We start from the raw sequence: 15,577 nt of genomic DNA, 5'->3' as shown, positions 1-15,577 counted from the left end.
CCGCCGGTCTATGAGTCGAAAAACAAGAGAGCGCGCGATGCAAGATACCGCCAGACCGGCGACCAGGGTCCTGATCGTCGACGACCATCCCGTGGTGCTGTCCGGTTGTCGCACCCTGTTCGCCTCCGACCACTCGATCCGTATCGACGAGGCGACCGACGCCAAATCCGGGCATCGCGCCTATGTCAGCAAGCGGCCCGACGTCACCGTGATCGACATCAGCCTGCCTGATGTCTCCGGCTTCGAGCTGATGCGACGCATCCGCAAGGACGATCCGGGCGCCAAGATCATCATGTTCAGCATGAACGACGATCCGGCCTTCGTGGTGCGGGCGGTCGAGCTTGGGGCGCAGGGTTATGTTTCCAAGGGCGACGATCCCAGGATCTTGCTGAAGGCGGTGCGCAAGGTGGTCGCAGGCGACAATTTCATCTCGCCGCAGCTCGCGGAAGCCGTGACGTTTTCCGGTGCGGCGATCAAGGCCAATCCAGCCTCGCAGATGACGCCGCGGGAGCTCGAGATTCTCCGCCTGCTCGGACGCGGCGACAAAATCGTCGAAGTGGCCGAGGCGCTCGGCATCTCCTACAAAACCGTCGCGAACACCACGTCCCTACTCAAGCAGAAGCTCGGGGCCAAGAACCATTCCGATCTGATCCGGATCGCCGTGGAAATCGGGATGAATTGATCTCCCGCCAACGACCGAACCGGCTGCTCCAGGATGCAGCGGTTCGGTCGACGGATCGGTGTCACCATCGGCCGGGCAATGCATGGGCGATGGCCGGCACCCTCCGCCGACCCAATGGATCGCCACGGCATTCGTTCCTCAGGCCGGCCTGGTTTCGGGAGAAAACGGCAATATGAGGCGAGTCATTGCACGTATCCGCGACAGAATGCCCTGAGCGCGGCGGGAAAAATAGGAACAGCGTTCGTCGCCTGCCGTTTTGGCTCTTGACGATTTGACGACAGCTGACGAAAGCTTGGGCGAACAGTTTTAACGGGTCGGGGGACCCGACGAGGCAAACCGGTCTGCACACAACGACAGACCTTCCAAGAGAAGGGCTGCGGCAAAGCCGCAGCCCTTTTTCATTCAGCAACGAGGGCGACCGGAAGCGGTTTCCCGATGCCGCAAAACACTTTATGGTGGCCGAAAGCCGCTGGCTGTTAACAAGTATTTTCGTAAAATCAAAGGCTTAACGAGCGGGCTCAGGCTCGGTCGGCCTTTGGAGGGCAGTTTGACTCGTTATATCTCGACCCGGGGCGAGGCCCCCGAACTCGGCTTCTGTGATGTGATGCTCACCGGGCTCGCCCGCGATGGCGGCCTGTATGTGCCGGCCATTTGGCCGCAGCTTTCGGCGCAGGCCATCGCCGGCTTCTTCGGCCGCCCCTATTGGGAGGTCGCGGTCGACGTGATTCGTCCCTTCGCCGGCGGCGAGATCACGGACGCCGAGCTTGGCCGCATGGCCAACGAGGCCTATGCCACCTTCCGACATCCTGCGGTGGTGCCGCTGCGCCAGATGTCGCCGCACCAGTTCGTGCTGGAGCTGTTCCACGGCCCGACGCTCGCCTTCAAGGACGTGGCGATGCAGCTGATCTCGCGGCTGATGGACCATGTGCTCGCCAAGCGCGGCCAGCGTACCACCATCGTGGTCGCGACCTCCGGCGATACCGGCGGCGCCGCGGTCGAAGCCTTTGCGGGTCTGGAGAATGTCGACCTCATCGTGCTGTTCCCGCATGGCCGCATCTCAGAGGTCCAGCAGCGGATGATGACGACGACGGGTGCGGCCAATGTGCACGCGCTCGCCGTCGAAGGCACCTTCGACGACTGCCAGGCGCTCGTGAAGGGGATGTTCAACAACCATCGCTTCCGCGATGCGACGTCACTGTCCGGCGTCAACTCGATCAACTGGGCGCGTATCGTTGCCCAGGTGGTCTACTATTTCACCTCGGCCGTCGCCGTCGGTGCACCGGCGCGCGCGGTGGATTTCGTCGTGCCGACCGGCAATTTCGGTGACATTTTTGCCGGCTACGTCGCCAAGCGCATGGGCCTGCCGGTGCGCACGCTGCGCATCGCCGCCAACGTCAACGACATCCTGGCCCGCACGCTCAAGACCGGGATCTACGAGGTGCGCGAGGTGCACGCCACGGCGTCGCCGTCGATGGACATCCAGATCTCCTCAAATTTCGAGCGGCTTCTGTTCGAAGCCGGCCAGCGCGATGCGGCTGGTGTGCGTCGCCTGATGGATTCTCTGAAACAGTCCGGACGCTTCGTGCTGCCCGATGCGACGCTGGCCGCGATCCGCGGGGAGTTCGACGCAGGCCGCGCTGACGAGACCGAAACCGCGGCTGCGATCCGCGCCGCCTGGCGCGAGGCGGGCGAGCTGGTCGATCCGCATACCGCAGTGGCGCTCGCGGTCGCCGACCGCGACACCACCGACACGACGGTCCCGAGCATCGTGCTCTCCACGGCCCATCCGGCCAAATTCCCCGATGCGGTCGAGGCAGCCTGCGGCCAGCGGCCGCAACTGCCTGCCTGGCTCGACGGATTGATGACCAAATCCGAGCACATGAAGGTGATGAAGAACGATCAGGCCGAGGTCGAGCGGTTCGTGCTGTCGGTCAGCCGCGCCGCAAAGCAGGGAGTTGCCGGATGAGCGTCGAGATTTCCAAGCTTGCCTCCGGCCTGACCATCGTCACCGACAAGATGCCCCATCTCGAGACTGCGGCGCTCGGCGTCTGGGCTGGCGTCGGCGGGCGCGACGAGAAGCCGAACGAGCACGGCATCTCGCATCTTCTGGAGCACATGGCGTTCAAGGGCACGACCAAGCGCTCCTCGCGCGAGATCGTCGAGGAGATCGAAGCGGTCGGCGGCGACCTCAATGCCGGCACCTCGACCGAAACCACGTCCTATTACGCGCGGGTGCTGAAAGCCGACGTGCCGCTCGCGCTCGACGTGCTCGCCGACATCCTCGCCAATCCCGTTTTCGAGTCGGACGAGCTGGAGCGCGAGAAGAACGTCATCGTGCAGGAGATCGGGGCTGCGCAGGACACCCCCGACGACGTCGTGTTCGAGCATCTGAACGAGCTCTGCTATCCCGACCAGCCGATGGGCCGTTCGTTGCTCGGCACCGCCAAGACGCTGCGCGGCTTCAACCGCGACATGCTCCGCGGCTATCTGTCGACGCATTATCGCGGGCCCGACATGGTGGTGGCCGCCGCCGGCGCGGTCGATCACAAGCAGGTCGTCGCCGAGGTCGAGAAGCGTTTCGCGGGCTTTGAGGCGACACCGGGACCGAAGCCGCAATCCGCCCAGTTCGGCCAGGGCGGCGCCAAAGTGGTCCACCGCGAGCTCGAGCAGGCGCATCTGACGCTGGCGCTCGAAGGGGTGCCGCAGACCGACCTGTCGCTGTTTTCGCTCCAGGTCTTCACCAACATTCTCGGCGGCGGGATGTCGTCGCGGCTGTTCCAGGAGGTGCGCGAGAAGCGCGGCCTCTGCTACTCCATCTACACCTTCCACGCGCCCTACACTGACACCGGCTTCTTCGGCCTTTACACCGGCACCGATCCCGCCGACGCGCCGGAGATGATGGAGGTCGTGATCGACATCATGAATGATTCGGTGGAAACCCTGACCGAGGCCGAGATCGCGCGAGCCAAGGCGCAGATGAAGGCGGGCCTGTTGATGGCGCTGGAGAGCTGCTCGTCTCGTGCCGAGCAGCTTGCCCGGCATGTGCTGGCCTATGGCCGGCCGCAGACCGTGCAGGAGCTGGTGGCCCGAATCGACGCCGTCAGCGTCGAATCGACCCGGGATGCCGCACGTGCGCTGCTTTCGCGCAGCCGCCCTGCGGTCGTCGCATTGGGCAGCGGCAGGGGGCTGGACACGGCGGTGTCTTTTGCGGAAGGATTGACCCGGGCGCGCGCCAAGGCTCGGCTGCATTAGGAGCCGCGCAGGGGCGCCGCCCCCGGAAGCATCACCATGGCCCTCTTTCGCCTGCCATCCAGTGGACCCGCCGCACTCGTGCCGCGCGGCAACGGGTTGCTGCTGCGCGCTCCGCAGATGTCGGATTTCCTGCAATGGGCTCACTTGCGCGAAAGCAGCCGCGACTACCTCACGCCCTGGGAGCCAATCTGGCCCTCGGACGACCTCACCCGGTCCGGCTTCCGCCGCCGTCTGCGCCGCTATTCCGAGGACATCGCCGCGGATCGTTCCTATCCCTTTCTGATCTTTCGCGAGCTCGACGGCGCCATGGTCGGCGGCATCACGTTGGCCAATGTACGGCGCGGCATCGTGCAGGCCGGCACCATTGGCTATTGGATTGGGCAGCCCTACGCCCATCGCGGCTACATGACCGCGGCCCTGCGGGTGCTGCTGCCGACGCTGTTCGGCGAGCTCAACCTGCACCGGGTCGAGGCCGCCTGCATCCCCACCAATGCGCCGTCGATCCGGGTGCTGGAGAAGTGCGGCTTCTCCCGCGAGGGGCTGGCGCGCCGCTATCTCTGCATCAACGGGATCTGGCAGGATCACCTGCTGTTCGGCCTGCTGCATGAGGATTTTCGCGGCTGAGCCGCCACCTCCTGCGGCCAAAGTCTTAATCGCCCCGCCTTGCTTGCTGCCGTAATTTGCCTGCCTTGGGTTCGCCGATTTTGGCGATATAACGGCGCGGGCCGGCCTGCGATCGGCCGGAATGCTGTCATGGAGTATGGGTGTCGATGGTGAAGGAGCTTCGGTCATCGCGGAATGCGTTGCGGCGGGGGACGGTGGTCGCGTTGACGTTGTCGATTGCGCTCGCGTCCGTTTCGCCGGTGGCGGCCCAGTCCTTGAGCGACCGCTTCAAGAGCCTGTTCGGCGGCAAGTCCGACGAGCCGGCGCAGCCCAAGCCGGCGCCCGCGCCCGGCCAGCCAGCCGATGACGACGTCGATTGCCCGCAGGTCACCGTGCGCGCCGGCGCCTCCACCTATGCGGTTGGCGCCAGCGGCAAGCCGGCCGTCGGCAATGAGATCCGCTTCCAGGCCACGATTACCAAGATGGCGCGCGAATGCGCCCGGAGCGGCAGCGATATTACCGCCCGGATCGGAATCCAGGGCCGTGTCATCGCCGGTCCCGCCGGCGCGCCTGCGACGGTCGAGGTCCCGTTGCGTATTGCCGTGGTGCAGGGCGGCGTCGGCGAGAAGGTGATCGCCTCGAAGGCCTACCGGACCACGGTCGAGATGTCGGAGGGCGGCAGCGTGCCTTTCACCTTCGTCGCCGAGGACCTGGCTTACCCGATGCCCTCAGCCGCGGTCGCCGATTCCTACATCTTCTATGTCGGCTTCGACCCGCAGGCACTCTCGCCCGAGCCGAAGGGGCGGAAGAGGAAGTAATTGGCTACGACCTCAGCTGTCATTGCCCGCCACCGGGTCTCGCCTTCGGCGAGCCCGATGACAGGCTCCGGCGGGCAATCCAGTAATCCGAGACAGCAAGGTTAGAACCGAGGGCCGCGGCGTACTGGATCACCCGCCTGCGCGGGTGATGACACCGTACTTGTTGACGTGGCGTCGAAAACAAAAAAGCCGGCGCTCATCGCGCCGGCTTTTTGATTGGTGAAGGCAAAATCCTCAGTTCAGCTTCTGCCGAACCTCGTTGATGCCCTTGGCGAGCAGGTCGTCGGCGACCTGGCCCTTGACCGACTGCGACAGGATCGTCGAGGCGGCCTGCACGGCGGCTTCGGCGGCTGCGGCGCGGACATCGGCCAGCGCCTGGGCCTCGGCGAGCGCGATCTTGCTCTCCGCAGTTTTGGTTCTGCGGGCGACGAAGTCTTCCATCTTCGCCTTGGCGTCGGCCGCGATGCGCTCGGCTTCGGACTTGGCATTGGCGATGATGTCGGCAGCCTCGCGCTCGGCCGCGGCACTGCGCGCCTTGTAGTCGGCGAGCACCTTGGCTGCCTCCTGCTTGAGACGTGCGGCGTCGTCGAGCTCGGCCTTGATGCGGTCGGCGCGATGATCGAGCGCGGTCATCGCCGTCTTGAAGAGCCCGAGATAGCCGAACACGACCATCAGGATCACGAAGGCGACGGCGACCCAAAATTCAGGTTCGAAGAACATCTCGACTAACCCTTCAAGGACGCATCGACCGCGGCATTGACTGACGCTGCGTCGGGAACGACGCCGGTGAGCTGCTGCACGATCTGGCCTGCCGCATCGGCCGCGATGCCGCGGACGTTGCTCATGGCGGCAGCGCGGGTCGAGGCGATGGTCTTCTCCGCCCCGGCGAGCTTGGCCGCCAATTGCTCTTCCAGCGCCTTGCGCTCGGCGTCCGCCTGCGCATTCGCCTTGTCGCGCGATTCGTTGCCGATCGCCTGTGCCCGCGTGCGCGCCGAAGCGAGCTCGCTTTCATAGGCCTTCAGCGCCGCGTCGGACTGGTCCTTCAGCTTCTGCGCTTCGGCGAGGTCGCCCTCGATTTTGTTCTGCCGCGCCTCGATCGCACCGCCGATGCGCGGCAGAGCGAGCTTGGACACGATCACGTAAAGCAGGACGAAGAAGATCGCGAGCGACACCAGCTGTGAAGCAAAGCTGCTGCTCTCGAACGGCGGAAAACCGCCACCGTGGTGACCACCGTCAGCCTCGGTGTGAGCGCCCGCCGCCGGACCTTTTGCGTCGCCATGACTCTCAGCCATGGAGTTCTCCTGTTGCTGTCACGCGCGCCGTCCCATGGGCTGGAACGGCGCGAAAAACGTCGTCCTCAGAGCGGAACGAACAGCAGCAGCAGCGCGATCAGCAGCGAGAAGATGCCGAGCGCTTCGGTCACGGCGAAGCCGAAGATCAGGTTGCCGAACTGGCCCTGAGCGGCCGACGGATTGCGAACGGCCGCGGCGAGGTAGTTGCCGAAGATCACGCCCACGCCGACGCCCGCACCGCCCATGCCGATGCACGCGATGCCCGCGCCGATAAGTTTTGCTGCTGCCGGATCCATTTTAGACTCCTTGGAAGAAAGATTGCGTTGTGGGTGGAAATTCCCCGGACCGCTCAGTGTCCCGGATGAATGGCGTCGTTGAGGTAGATGCAGGTCAGGATCGCGAACACGTAGGCCTGGAGGAACGCGACCAGGATCTCGAGCGAGGTCAGCGCGACCGTGAGCGCCAGCGGCAGCACGCCGCCGACCCAGCCGACGGCGCCGAGCGAGAAGCCGAGCATGGCGACGAAGCCCGCGAACACCTTCAGCGCGATGTGGCCGGCCAGCATGTTGGCGAAGAGACGAACACTGTGGGAGACCGGCCGCAGGAAGAACGACAGGACCTCGATGAACATGACCAGCGGCAGGATGTAGATGGGGACGCCGTGGGGAACGAAAATCTTGAAGAATTTCAGGCCGTTCTTGTAGACGCCGTAGATCAGGACGGTGAAGAACACCAGGAGCGCGAGCGCCGCGGTGACGATCAGGTGGCTCGACACCGTGAAGGTGTAGGGGATGATACCCACCAGATTCGAGACGCAGATGAACATGAACAGCGAGAAGATCAGCGGGAAGAACTTCATGCCTTCCGCGCCGGCCGTCGAACGGATGGTCGAGGCGACGAATTCGTAGGAGATTTCTGCGACGGACTGCAGACGCCCGGGAATCAGCTGCGTGCCGCTGGCGAGCATCAGGATCGAGATGATCGCCACGGCCACCAGCATGTAGAGCGACGAATTGGTGAAGGCGATCGTATGATTGCCGATATGGCCCAGGGTGAAGAGAGGCTCGATGTTGAACTGGTGGATCGGGTCGATTTTCATCAGCGCGGCATCTCTTGGTCTGCCGGGCAATGCCGGCGGGTCTCGGTCTGCCGGCCGGGCCGGCCCGTACCGGCGAGCCGGCACGATCATTCCTCTCCTGGGGATCGCTTAAGAACCACCGCGCCTGTTTTGACCCGCGCCCGCCGTTCTCACCACATTCACCACGCCGGCGACGAAGCCCAGCAGCAGGAACACGATAAATCCGAAAGGCGACGTCGACAGCAAGCGGTCGAACCCCCAGCCAATCCCCGCTCCGACAACGACGCCGGCGACCAACTCCGAGGATAACCGGAAACCAAGCGCCATCGCCGAGGCTCTGGCCGCTCCGTCTTCACCGTCACCTGCGGGTTGCTCGGTCTTGTTCCGCCGGTCCCGAAGTTCGGACAACCGCTGATCAAGACTTCCGAGCCGTTCGGAAAGCGCAGCTTCCTCGGACGATCTATCGCGATCTCCATTCTCACCGTGTCCCGTGCCCTGTGTCATGCAACGAAGACCCGAAACGCCGCGGCTGAATGGAAATTACGCCCGCCACCCTCAAAAGCCGCGCGGACCATACTGATGGCCTATAATCAAGTCAAGCCAAGTCACGATTGCGTCGCTTTCTGTTATGTATCTGATTTAGTTGATGATATTGGCGCACACAGCAGCGCTGCACACAGCGTGACGCCGCACCGCAGCAGCTCTCCGCATGATCGGCGGATGCAGCCGCCATTTCGCCGCGCTGCCGGGATCAAAGGGACCGTCGCGGTTGTTGATATCGGTGATGCGTTTTGGGCGGCGGATGGCCTCGGCGGGTGTAGAATTACGAAAGTGCCACCTGCACGTCGTGGCGGAGCGCAAGATGAGACCTGTGACGTCATCCACAACATCATGGTTTGCGGTAGCCGCGTTCGCCGTGGTGATGGTCGTCAGCGGTGGCTTCGCCGCCGCGCAATCCGCTCCCGACAGTGAAAACGGCCGCTACAGCATGACGCCGATCCCCGAGGGCGTGTTGCGGCTCGACACCCGCACCGGCGCCATGTCGACCTGCACCAAGAACGGCGCTGGCTGGGCTTGCTACGCGGTGCCCGACGAGCGGTCCGCACTCGATGCCGAGATCGGCCGGCTTCAGGCCGAAGTCGAGAAGCTGAAGGGTCAGCTCGCGGCCGGGCCGACGGTGTCGGGAAAGATCGACGAGCCGCTGCCGAAATCCGATCCGCTCAAGAAGGCGGAGCCGAAGGCGGCCGAGGGCGAGCGCAAGATCGAGATCCCGCTGCCAAGCGACCAGGATCTCGACCGTGTGATGTCGTTCCTGGAAAGAGCCTGGCGCCGGCTGATCGACATGGCCAACCGCGTGCAGAAGGACGTGTCGGGGAAGATTTGAGGACCCCTTCGCGCGGCCAAAGCATTGAGCTCTTGTAGGGTGGGCAAAGGCGCCTTGCGCCGTGCCCACCATGTTTCCACGATGACGAGAGAAGACGTGGGCACGGCGCTTTGCGCCTTTGCCCACCCTACGGCGCTTCCGGAGGGATTTTCGATGACATCAGGCAAATCGGTAACGCGTTCGGCGCCCTCGTCGGTGCAGGCCACCGCCGTCACATCGTCGCTGCTCACCGTGCAGACGCCGGGCCGCGGCTTCACCGATCTGACCAGCGAGGCAGCCAAGTTCATCGCCGAAGCTCACGCGCGCGACGGCGCGCTGACGCTGTTTATCCGTCACACCTCGGCTTCGCTGACGATCCAGGAGAATGCCGACCCCTCCGTGCTTGCCGATCTCGCCACGGCGCTGTCCCGGCTCGCGCCGGAGAACGCCGGATGGATGCATGACACCGAGGGGCCCGACGACATGCCCGCGCATATCAAGACGATGCTGACGGGAGCCTCGCTCCAGGTCCCGGTCCTGAACGGCAAGCTCGCGCTCGGCACCTGGCAGGCGATCTATCTGATCGAGCATCGCAGCCGGCCGCATCGGCGCGAGGTGGTACTGCAGTTCGTCGGCGCGACGTCATAAGCAAAACGGCCGCGGAATCCGCGGCCGTTCGTGTCTGATCGCCGGAGCCTTGGTTCCGGCTGATCTCAACTAGATCTGCTTGATGTCGACGTCCTTGGTTTCCGGCAGGAACAGGAAACCGATCACCAGACTCATCGCGGCAATGGCGACCGGGTACCACAGGCCGGAATAGATGTTCCCGGTAGCAGCCACGATCGCAAACACCGTCGCCGGCAGGAAGCCGCCGAACCAACCGTTGCCGATGTGGTAGGGCAGCGACATGCCGCTGTAGCGGATTCGGCTCGGGAACAGCTCAACCAGCCAGGCGGCGATCGGCGCGTAGACCAGCGTCACGTAAATCACGAGAATCCAGAGCAGGACCGTCGTCATGACATAGTTGATGTCGTTCGGATCGGCGGAAGCCGGATAGCCATGAGCCTTGATCGCTGCGGGCAAAGCCTTGGCGAAATCGGGCGAGGTGGACGTGAGCGTCTGCTCGCCGATCTTGACCGTCGCCGCCGTGCCCTTCGGCGCATCCTGGTTCTGGTAGTTCACCGACAAGTTCACCAGTGCGGCCTTGGCGATGTCGCAGCCGGTGGTGAACTTCTCAGTGCCCGTTGCCTTGAACTGGAACGAGCACTCGCTGGGGTCGGCGATTACTGTCACTGGCGAGGCTGCCAGCGCTGCTTCGAGCTTCGGATTGGCGAAGTGGGTGATGCCCTTGAAGATCGGGAAGTAGGTCACCATCGCAAGCAGGAAGCCGGCGAGGATGATCGGCTTGCGGCCGATCTTGTCGGACAAAATTCCGAAGATGATGAAGAAGGGCGTGCCCAGGGCGAGCGCAACCACGATCATGATCTGCGCCGGCACGGCCGGTACCTTCAAGGTCTGGGTGAGGAAGAACAGGGCATAGAACTGTCCGCCGTACCACACCACCGCTTCACCGGCCGTGGCGCCAAACAGCGCCAAGATAGCGATCTTGGCATTGCTCCATTCGCCGAAGGCTTCGGTGAGCGGGCGCTTCGAGGTCTTGCCCTCTTCCTTCATGCGCTGGAACACCGGCGACTCGTTCAGGCTCAAACGGATCCAGATCGAAACCGCCAGCAGGACGCCGGAGAGCAGGAACGGAATGCGCCAACCCCAATCGCCGAATGCCTCTTCGCCCATCGCGGTGCGGATGCCGAGGATCAGCAGCAGCGCCAGAAACAGACCGAGCGTCGCGGTGGTCTGAATCCACGAGGTGTAATAGCCACGCCGGTTCTGCGGGGCATGTTCGGCAACGTAAGTCGCCGCACCGCCATATTCACCGCCGAGTGCCAGGCCCTGGATCAGGCGCAGACCAATCAGCACGATCGGCGCGGCGAGGCCCCAGCTCGCATAGCCCGGCAGCAGACCGATGAAGAAGGTGCCGACGCCCATCAGCGTCATGGTGACGAGGAACGTGTATTTGCGGCCGATCATGTCGCCGAGCCGGCCGAAGATCAGTGCGCCGAAGGGGCGGACTGCAAAGCCGGCCGCGAAGGCGAGCAGTGCGAAGATGAAGCCGACATTCGGCGGTACGTTTGAGAAGAAGTATTTTGCCAGGAAGGCGCCGAGCGTGCCGTAGATGTAGAAATCGTACCACTCGAAGACGGTGCCAAGTGAAGAGGCGAAAATGACCTTTCGCTCTTCGCCAGTCATCCCTCGGGTGCGGACGGTCCCGTCCGCGGTCGCAGCCATGGTCATCAGTTTTCGCTCCCCAAACGGTTGTTTCGCAACCCGGCTGCTGTCGGAAAGCCGGGCGACCTGATCGTTAAGGTAACATCGCCGTGAAACCCTCCCCAATACGACTTTTGGCCTTGCGCACTGACGCGCAGCTGACGGTGCTGGTATCGGGTGCGGCGCGGCCGGACGAGGTTGCGGATTAACCCCTTTGCAGCAAAGGGATAATGTGCACTTGCATGCCACGGCCGGGCAGGGAAGAATTGACCCGCCGCCGCATCGACTCGCCGGTCGGTCGCGAACGACAGCAAGAGAACGATGAACGCTCCCACGACCCATCTCGTCATTGCCGATGATCATCCCCTGTTCCGCGATGCGCTGCGACAGGCGGTGGCGGGCGTCCTGACCTCGGCCAGGATCGACGAGGCCGGATCGTTCGAGGATCTGACCAAGCTGCTGGAACAGACCTCCGACGTGGATCTGGTCCTGCTCGACCTCTCGATGCCCGGGATCTCCGGTTTTTCCGGCCTGATCTACCTGCGCGCGCAATATCCGGCGATCCCGGTCGTGATCGTCTCGGCCTCCGACGACAGCGCCACGATCCGACGCTCGCTCGATTTCGGCGCCTCCGGCTTCATCCCGAAGCGGTTCGGCGTCGAGACGCTGCGCGACGCCATCCTCAAGGTGATGGAAGGCGAGGTCTGGGTTCCCGCCGACACCGATCTGTCGGCCGCGTCCGACCCCGACATGACCCGCCTGCGCGACCGCCTGGTGACGCTGACGCCGCAACAGGTCCGGGTCCTGATGATGCTGTCGGAGGGCCTCCTCAACAAGCAGATCGCCTACGAGCTCGGCGTCTCCGAGGCCACCATCAAGGCGCACGTCTCGGCCATCCTGCAAAAGCTCGGCGTCGAGAGCCGCACCCAGGCGGTGATCGCCGCCGCGAAAATCGCCGGCGGCCAATGGAAGCAGGGCACGCCGACGGGGTGAGGGCCGGTCATATCTGTCATCCTGAGGTGCCGGAGCGTAGCGGAGGCTTCGAAGGATGAACGGCCCGGCCGTCTCCTTGGCCGTTCATCCTTCGAGGCTCCCGGCGCGATGCTGCGCATCGTGCCACTCGCGCCTCAGGATAACGGAGCCGGATACGGCGCATTGGCAGTGCCGTTATCGTCATAATGTTCGTAGAAGCGTGCTGGCGGCGCGGATGTCCGCCGAGTCCGAGCGCTCGACAAAGCCATCGAGGGCCGATCGAAGTGATCGCTTCGCCTCCTCGCGCTGCCCGCGTTCGGCAAATAGCCCGGCAAGATCAATCGCGGCCCGCAGTTCCCAGGCTTTTGCGCCTGTGCGGCGACTCAAATCCAGGGATTGCATCAAATAGACCTCTGCTTGCTCAGACTTCGGCTGCGGTAGCGACAACAGAACTCTGCCTTTCATCCGCAAGAGCTCCGGCATGTAGAGGTGATCGCCGCTCTGCTCGACGAGGCGGATCGCATCGTCGACCAGGCGCGCACTCTGCTCGATCTGTCCGAGTGCCAACAAGCCCTGAACCATCGCGACGTTGAAGGTCGTGGTGAGCAGCTCGTAGCCGGCGTCGTGGAGCTCGCGCAGACAAGCCCTGATCGTCTCGACGCCGGCGGCGGCGTTTCCCCGCCGGATTGCCAGCTCGCCTTTGACGCCTCGGCCGACCGCGAGGTACGGGCCCATCGAGCGCGATTCGGCGTGTGCGATGAATCGGTCGATGTTCGCTTCCGCGCCGTCGAGGTCTCCGTTCCAGAGGTCGATCGAGACCGCCCAGATCAGCGCGATGCAGAGCGTGATCGGATGATCCATCTGCGCGGCTTCGGTGACCGTCTGCCGCGCCAGCCGCTGCGCCTGCGCGGGCCGGCCCTGCAGCCAAAGCTCTCGTGCGAGCGAAATGCCGGCCCGGTTGCGATGATCGAAGCCGTAGACCGTGCTGATCCGTTCCGTGCCAGGCCCCTGCCAGGCGGCCTCCAGCATCGTCAGCGCATCGCGATGCTCGCCGGCCAGATGCAGCGAGACGCCCAGAAGCGAATGGGCGAGTGCGATCGAAGCCGCGTCGCCGAGCGCCTCGGCGACGGCAAGGCTCTGCCGGGCGTAACCGAGCGCGGCGTCGAACTCTCCCATCCGCTCGTGGAAGATATGCATGCGGCCGAGCAGCTGGAGCCGGTTGATCTCGTCGCCACGCGCCTCGGCGATCGCAAGGCCCCGGCTCAGGGCGGCGCGCGCCGCTTCGCTGCCGCCCCGCGTGAACATCAAGGTGAGGCCGAGGGCAGCCTGGATGTGCATTTCCTCAGTGCTGCCGCGCGAGGAGGGATCGATCGCAAGCAGCGCCCGTTCCGACCAACGCCGGCATTCGATCAACAGCGACATTGCGAGGAAGATCGGTGCCGCCGCAGCGACGAGCGCAATGCCGATACTGGCGTTGCTGTTCGTGCCGAAGCACCAGTCCAGCGCGGCGCGCACGTTGTGAAGTGCGGAGAAGTGGATCGCCCGTTCGTCGGCGCTCGGCACCATGGCCCATGTCGAGCCGGCCTGCTCCAGCCATTGCCGGTAGTAGGTGGCATGACGTGCGGCGAGTGCCGCGTCGTTCGGCTCGATATCGAGCAAATAGGCGCGCGTGGTGTCGAGCAGGCGGTAGCGCATCATGGCGCCGATCGGTCGCGGCGCGACCATGGACTTGGCGACGAGGCTGTCGATGGCGTCGAACAGGTGGGAGCGATCGACGCGTTCGTCCGGGACGACCTCGAGTGCGGCGTCGATGGTGAAGTGCCCGGCGAACACCGCAAGCCGGCGCAGCACCAGGCGCTCGGTGTCGGACAGGAGCTCGTAGCTCCAGTCCAGGGTCGCCTGCAACGTCTTCTGCCGCGGCGGCGCGGTGCGCTGGCCCTGCCAGAGCAGATTGAGGCGTTCGTCGAGCAGCGTTGCCGTCTGCTCCAGGCCATAGGCTTCGACCCGGCCGGCGGCGAGCTCGATCGCCAGGGCCATGCCGTCGAGCTTGCGGCAGATCCTTGCGATGATCGCGTCATTGGCATCGTCGAGCGCGATCTGCGCGCCGCTGGCCGTGGCACGTTCGAGGAAGAGTTGCAGGGCGGGATAGGTCCGCGCGGCAGCGACCGTTAGCCCGGAGCCGTCCGGCGGAACGGCGAGCGGCGCCAATCGATAGACCTGCTCGCCCTCGACGCGCAGGGCTTCGCGGCTCGTGGCCAGGATATGGACGTGCGGCGCAGCGTGGAAGATCTCCGCAGCCAGCGGCGCCACGGCAGTGATGACGTGCTCGCAATTGTCGAGGATCAGCAGCATCCTCTTGTCGTGGAGATGCGCGAGCAGTGCGGGCAAGGGATCGTCGGTCTGCGCCGGCAAGCCCAGCATCAGCAGGATCGAGGTGATCACGAGATCGGGATCGCTGAGCGCGGCAAGATCGACGAAGTGAGCGGCATCGGCGAAGGTCTCGAGCAGGTCGTGCGCGATCGCGATCGCCACGGCAGTCTTGCCGACGCCGCCGGGGCCGGCGATCGTGACGAAGCGCGAGGTGATGAGCTTGTCCGAGACGGCGGCGATCGCATCGTCGCGCCCGACCATCCGTTGCAGCCGGTTGGGCAGCTTCACCGGCGACAGGCCGCCTTGCGGCGCCGGGCGCCGCTCTGGCGGAATGATCGTTTGCGAGATCGGCGCCACGAAGCAATAACCGCGGCCGGACAGCGTGGTGATGTAGCGTGCGCCGTCCTTGCCGTCGCCGAGCGCCTTGCGAAGGGCTGCGATGTGAAAGCGCAAACTGGCTTCTTCAACGGTCAGGCCGGGCCACACCAGCGCCATCAAATCCCACTTGCTGACGACCTGGTTCGGCCGCGACATCAGCGCGATCAGCATGTCGAAGGCTTTCGCGCCGAGCGGCAGCGCGACGCCGTCGCGCGTCACCAGCCGTTCATGTGGCGTCACGGTGAATGGCCCGAACGATAGGGCTCGCACCGCAGACCCGGCCGGTTCAGTCATGGCGAAATCCTGATCCTTTCCGGGGGGACCCGATAGCAGATGGTTGCGATCGGGCAAGGCGTCTCCCTGCATCGGCATCAGACCGTGGATGCAGGCCTTTGTGAGGCACGCGAACTGAGGCCTCACAACTTCTCACAACTCCAAACGGGT

Annotated in this window: 15 protein-coding genes; 8 read left to right on the top strand and 7 right to left on the bottom strand. The window is 64.6% G+C overall.

What is annotated here, in order from left to right:
- Positions 1-37 precede the first annotated feature (37 nt).
- The 5 genes from ACNJX8_RS38915 (at position 38) to ACNJX8_RS38895 (ending at position 5,355) form a co-directional block, all read left to right on the top strand.
- Entirely contained in the window at positions 38-682 is a 645-nt protein-coding gene (locus ACNJX8_RS38915; RefSeq protein ID WP_091885239.1) for a response regulator transcription factor, read from the top strand.
- Between the two features lie 547 nt (positions 683-1,229).
- Entirely contained in the window at positions 1,230-2,648 is a 1,419-nt protein-coding gene (gene thrC, locus ACNJX8_RS38910; protein WP_164935108.1) for a threonine synthase, read from the top strand.
- Positions 2,645-3,934: a M16 family metallopeptidase gene (locus ACNJX8_RS38905; protein ID WP_128936814.1), complete on the top strand. Its 1,290-nt coding sequence runs from the start codon at positions 2,645-2,647 to the stop codon at positions 3,932-3,934. The genes thrC and ACNJX8_RS38905 overlap by 4 nt, the downstream gene beginning before the upstream one ends.
- 36 nt (positions 3,935-3,970) lie before the next feature.
- Positions 3,971-4,558, top strand: a complete 588-nt coding sequence (locus ACNJX8_RS38900; protein WP_091885248.1) for a GNAT family N-acetyltransferase — start codon at positions 3,971-3,973, stop codon at positions 4,556-4,558.
- A gap of 146 nt (positions 4,559-4,704) precedes the next feature.
- Positions 4,705-5,355 (top strand): hypothetical protein, encoded by a 651-nt coding sequence (locus tag ACNJX8_RS38895; protein WP_128942069.1) that lies wholly within the window; start codon positions 4,705-4,707, stop codon positions 5,353-5,355.
- Positions 5,356-5,589: 234 nt separating this feature from the next.
- Here the strand turns inward: ACNJX8_RS38895 and ACNJX8_RS38890 are convergent, their stop codons facing one another.
- The 5 genes from ACNJX8_RS38890 to ACNJX8_RS38870 all read right to left on the bottom strand — a co-directional run bounded on the left by ACNJX8_RS38890 (position 5,590) and on the right by ACNJX8_RS38870 (position 8,229).
- Complete coding sequence (locus ACNJX8_RS38890; protein WP_439358905.1) at positions 5,590-6,075, bottom strand: F0F1 ATP synthase subunit B family protein; 486 nt, start codon at positions 6,073-6,075, stop codon at positions 5,590-5,592.
- A 5-nt stretch (positions 6,076-6,080) separates the two neighbouring features.
- A complete protein-coding gene (locus ACNJX8_RS38885; RefSeq protein ID WP_128936812.1) occupies positions 6,081-6,647 on the bottom strand; it encodes a F0F1 ATP synthase subunit B in 567 nt (188 codons plus the stop codon).
- A gap of 65 nt (positions 6,648-6,712) precedes the next feature.
- Positions 6,713-6,943, bottom strand: a complete 231-nt coding sequence (locus ACNJX8_RS38880) for a F0F1 ATP synthase subunit C (RefSeq protein ID WP_007599451.1) — start codon at positions 6,941-6,943, stop codon at positions 6,713-6,715.
- Positions 6,944-6,996: 53 nt separating this feature from the next.
- Positions 6,997-7,746 (bottom strand): F0F1 ATP synthase subunit A, encoded by a 750-nt coding sequence (locus ACNJX8_RS38875; protein WP_128936811.1) that lies wholly within the window; start codon positions 7,744-7,746, stop codon positions 6,997-6,999.
- A 108-nt stretch (positions 7,747-7,854) separates the two neighbouring features.
- The gene (locus tag ACNJX8_RS38870) at positions 7,855-8,229 is read right to left on the bottom strand and encodes an AtpZ/AtpI family protein (protein WP_439358904.1); all 375 of its coding nucleotides are present in this window, start codon (positions 8,227-8,229) and stop codon (positions 7,855-7,857) included.
- 358 nt (positions 8,230-8,587) lie between these two features.
- Here ACNJX8_RS38870 and ACNJX8_RS38865 point away from each other — a divergent pair, with 358 nt between their 5' ends.
- Both ACNJX8_RS38865 and ACNJX8_RS38860 read left to right on the top strand, forming a co-directional pair.
- Positions 8,588-9,109: a hypothetical protein gene (locus ACNJX8_RS38865; RefSeq protein ID WP_128936810.1), complete on the top strand. Its 522-nt coding sequence runs from the start codon at positions 8,588-8,590 to the stop codon at positions 9,107-9,109.
- A 153-nt stretch (positions 9,110-9,262) separates the two neighbouring features.
- On the top strand, positions 9,263-9,736 hold the full coding sequence (locus ACNJX8_RS38860) for a secondary thiamine-phosphate synthase enzyme YjbQ (protein WP_164935109.1): 474 nt from the start codon (positions 9,263-9,265) through the stop codon (positions 9,734-9,736).
- Positions 9,737-9,805: 69 nt separating this feature from the next.
- Here the strand turns inward: ACNJX8_RS38860 and ACNJX8_RS38855 are convergent, their stop codons facing one another.
- Positions 9,806-11,440, bottom strand: a complete 1,635-nt coding sequence (locus ACNJX8_RS38855) for an MFS transporter (protein WP_245473595.1) — start codon at positions 11,438-11,440, stop codon at positions 9,806-9,808.
- Positions 11,441-11,734: 294 nt separating this feature from the next.
- Between ACNJX8_RS38855 and ACNJX8_RS38850 the strand changes: the two genes are divergently transcribed.
- Positions 11,735-12,406, top strand: a complete 672-nt coding sequence (locus ACNJX8_RS38850) for a response regulator (protein ID WP_439358903.1) — start codon at positions 11,735-11,737, stop codon at positions 12,404-12,406.
- Positions 12,407-12,586: 180 nt separating this feature from the next.
- Here the strand turns inward: ACNJX8_RS38850 and ACNJX8_RS38845 are convergent, their stop codons facing one another.
- Positions 12,587-15,427 (bottom strand): ATP-binding protein, encoded by a 2,841-nt coding sequence (locus tag ACNJX8_RS38845; protein ID WP_439358902.1) that lies wholly within the window; start codon positions 15,425-15,427, stop codon positions 12,587-12,589.
- Between the last annotated feature and the right edge of the window lie 150 nt (positions 15,428-15,577).

It is taken from the genome of Bradyrhizobium sp. SPXBL-04, from assembly GCF_051853035.1.
GTDB lineage: Bacteria > Pseudomonadota > Alphaproteobacteria > Rhizobiales > Xanthobacteraceae > Bradyrhizobium > Bradyrhizobium zhanjiangense.
This window is presented reverse-complemented; position numbering and strand designations above follow the sequence as displayed.

Excerpts from the sequence above, each read along its gene's own strand:
- ACNJX8_RS38915 (WP_091885239.1), top strand. The coding sequence starts at position 38 with ATGCAAGATACCGCCAGACCGGCGACCAGGGTCCTGATCGTCGACGAC.
- ACNJX8_RS38905 (WP_128936814.1), top strand. The coding sequence starts at position 2,645 with ATGAGCGTCGAGATTTCCAAGCTTGCCTCCGGCCTGACCATCGTCACC.
- ACNJX8_RS38900 (WP_091885248.1), top strand. The coding sequence starts at position 3,971 with ATGGCCCTCTTTCGCCTGCCATCCAGTGGACCCGCCGCACTCGTGCCG.
- ACNJX8_RS38895 (WP_128942069.1), top strand. The coding sequence starts at position 4,705 with ATGGTGAAGGAGCTTCGGTCATCGCGGAATGCGTTGCGGCGGGGGACG.
- ACNJX8_RS38890 (WP_439358905.1), bottom strand. The coding sequence starts at position 6,075 with ATGTTCTTCGAACCTGAATTTTGGGTCGCCGTCGCCTTCGTGATCCTG.
- ACNJX8_RS38885 (WP_128936812.1), bottom strand. The coding sequence starts at position 6,647 with ATGGCTGAGAGTCATGGCGACGCAAAAGGTCCGGCGGCGGGCGCTCAC.
- ACNJX8_RS38880 (WP_007599451.1), bottom strand. The coding sequence starts at position 6,943 with ATGGATCCGGCAGCAGCAAAACTTATCGGCGCGGGCATCGCGTGCATC.
- ACNJX8_RS38875 (WP_128936811.1), bottom strand. The coding sequence starts at position 7,746 with ATGAAAATCGACCCGATCCACCAGTTCAACATCGAGCCTCTCTTCACC.
- ACNJX8_RS38870 (WP_439358904.1), bottom strand. The coding sequence starts at position 8,229 with ATGACACAGGGCACGGGACACGGTGAGAATGGAGATCGCGATAGATCG.
- ACNJX8_RS38865 (WP_128936810.1), top strand. The coding sequence starts at position 8,588 with ATGAGACCTGTGACGTCATCCACAACATCATGGTTTGCGGTAGCCGCG.
- ACNJX8_RS38860 (WP_164935109.1), top strand. The coding sequence starts at position 9,263 with ATGACATCAGGCAAATCGGTAACGCGTTCGGCGCCCTCGTCGGTGCAG.
- ACNJX8_RS38855 (WP_245473595.1), bottom strand. The coding sequence starts at position 11,440 with ATGACCATGGCTGCGACCGCGGACGGGACCGTCCGCACCCGAGGGATG.
- ACNJX8_RS38850 (WP_439358903.1), top strand. The coding sequence starts at position 11,735 with ATGAACGCTCCCACGACCCATCTCGTCATTGCCGATGATCATCCCCTG.
- ACNJX8_RS38845 (WP_439358902.1), bottom strand. The coding sequence starts at position 15,427 with ATGACTGAACCGGCCGGGTCTGCGGTGCGAGCCCTATCGTTCGGGCCA.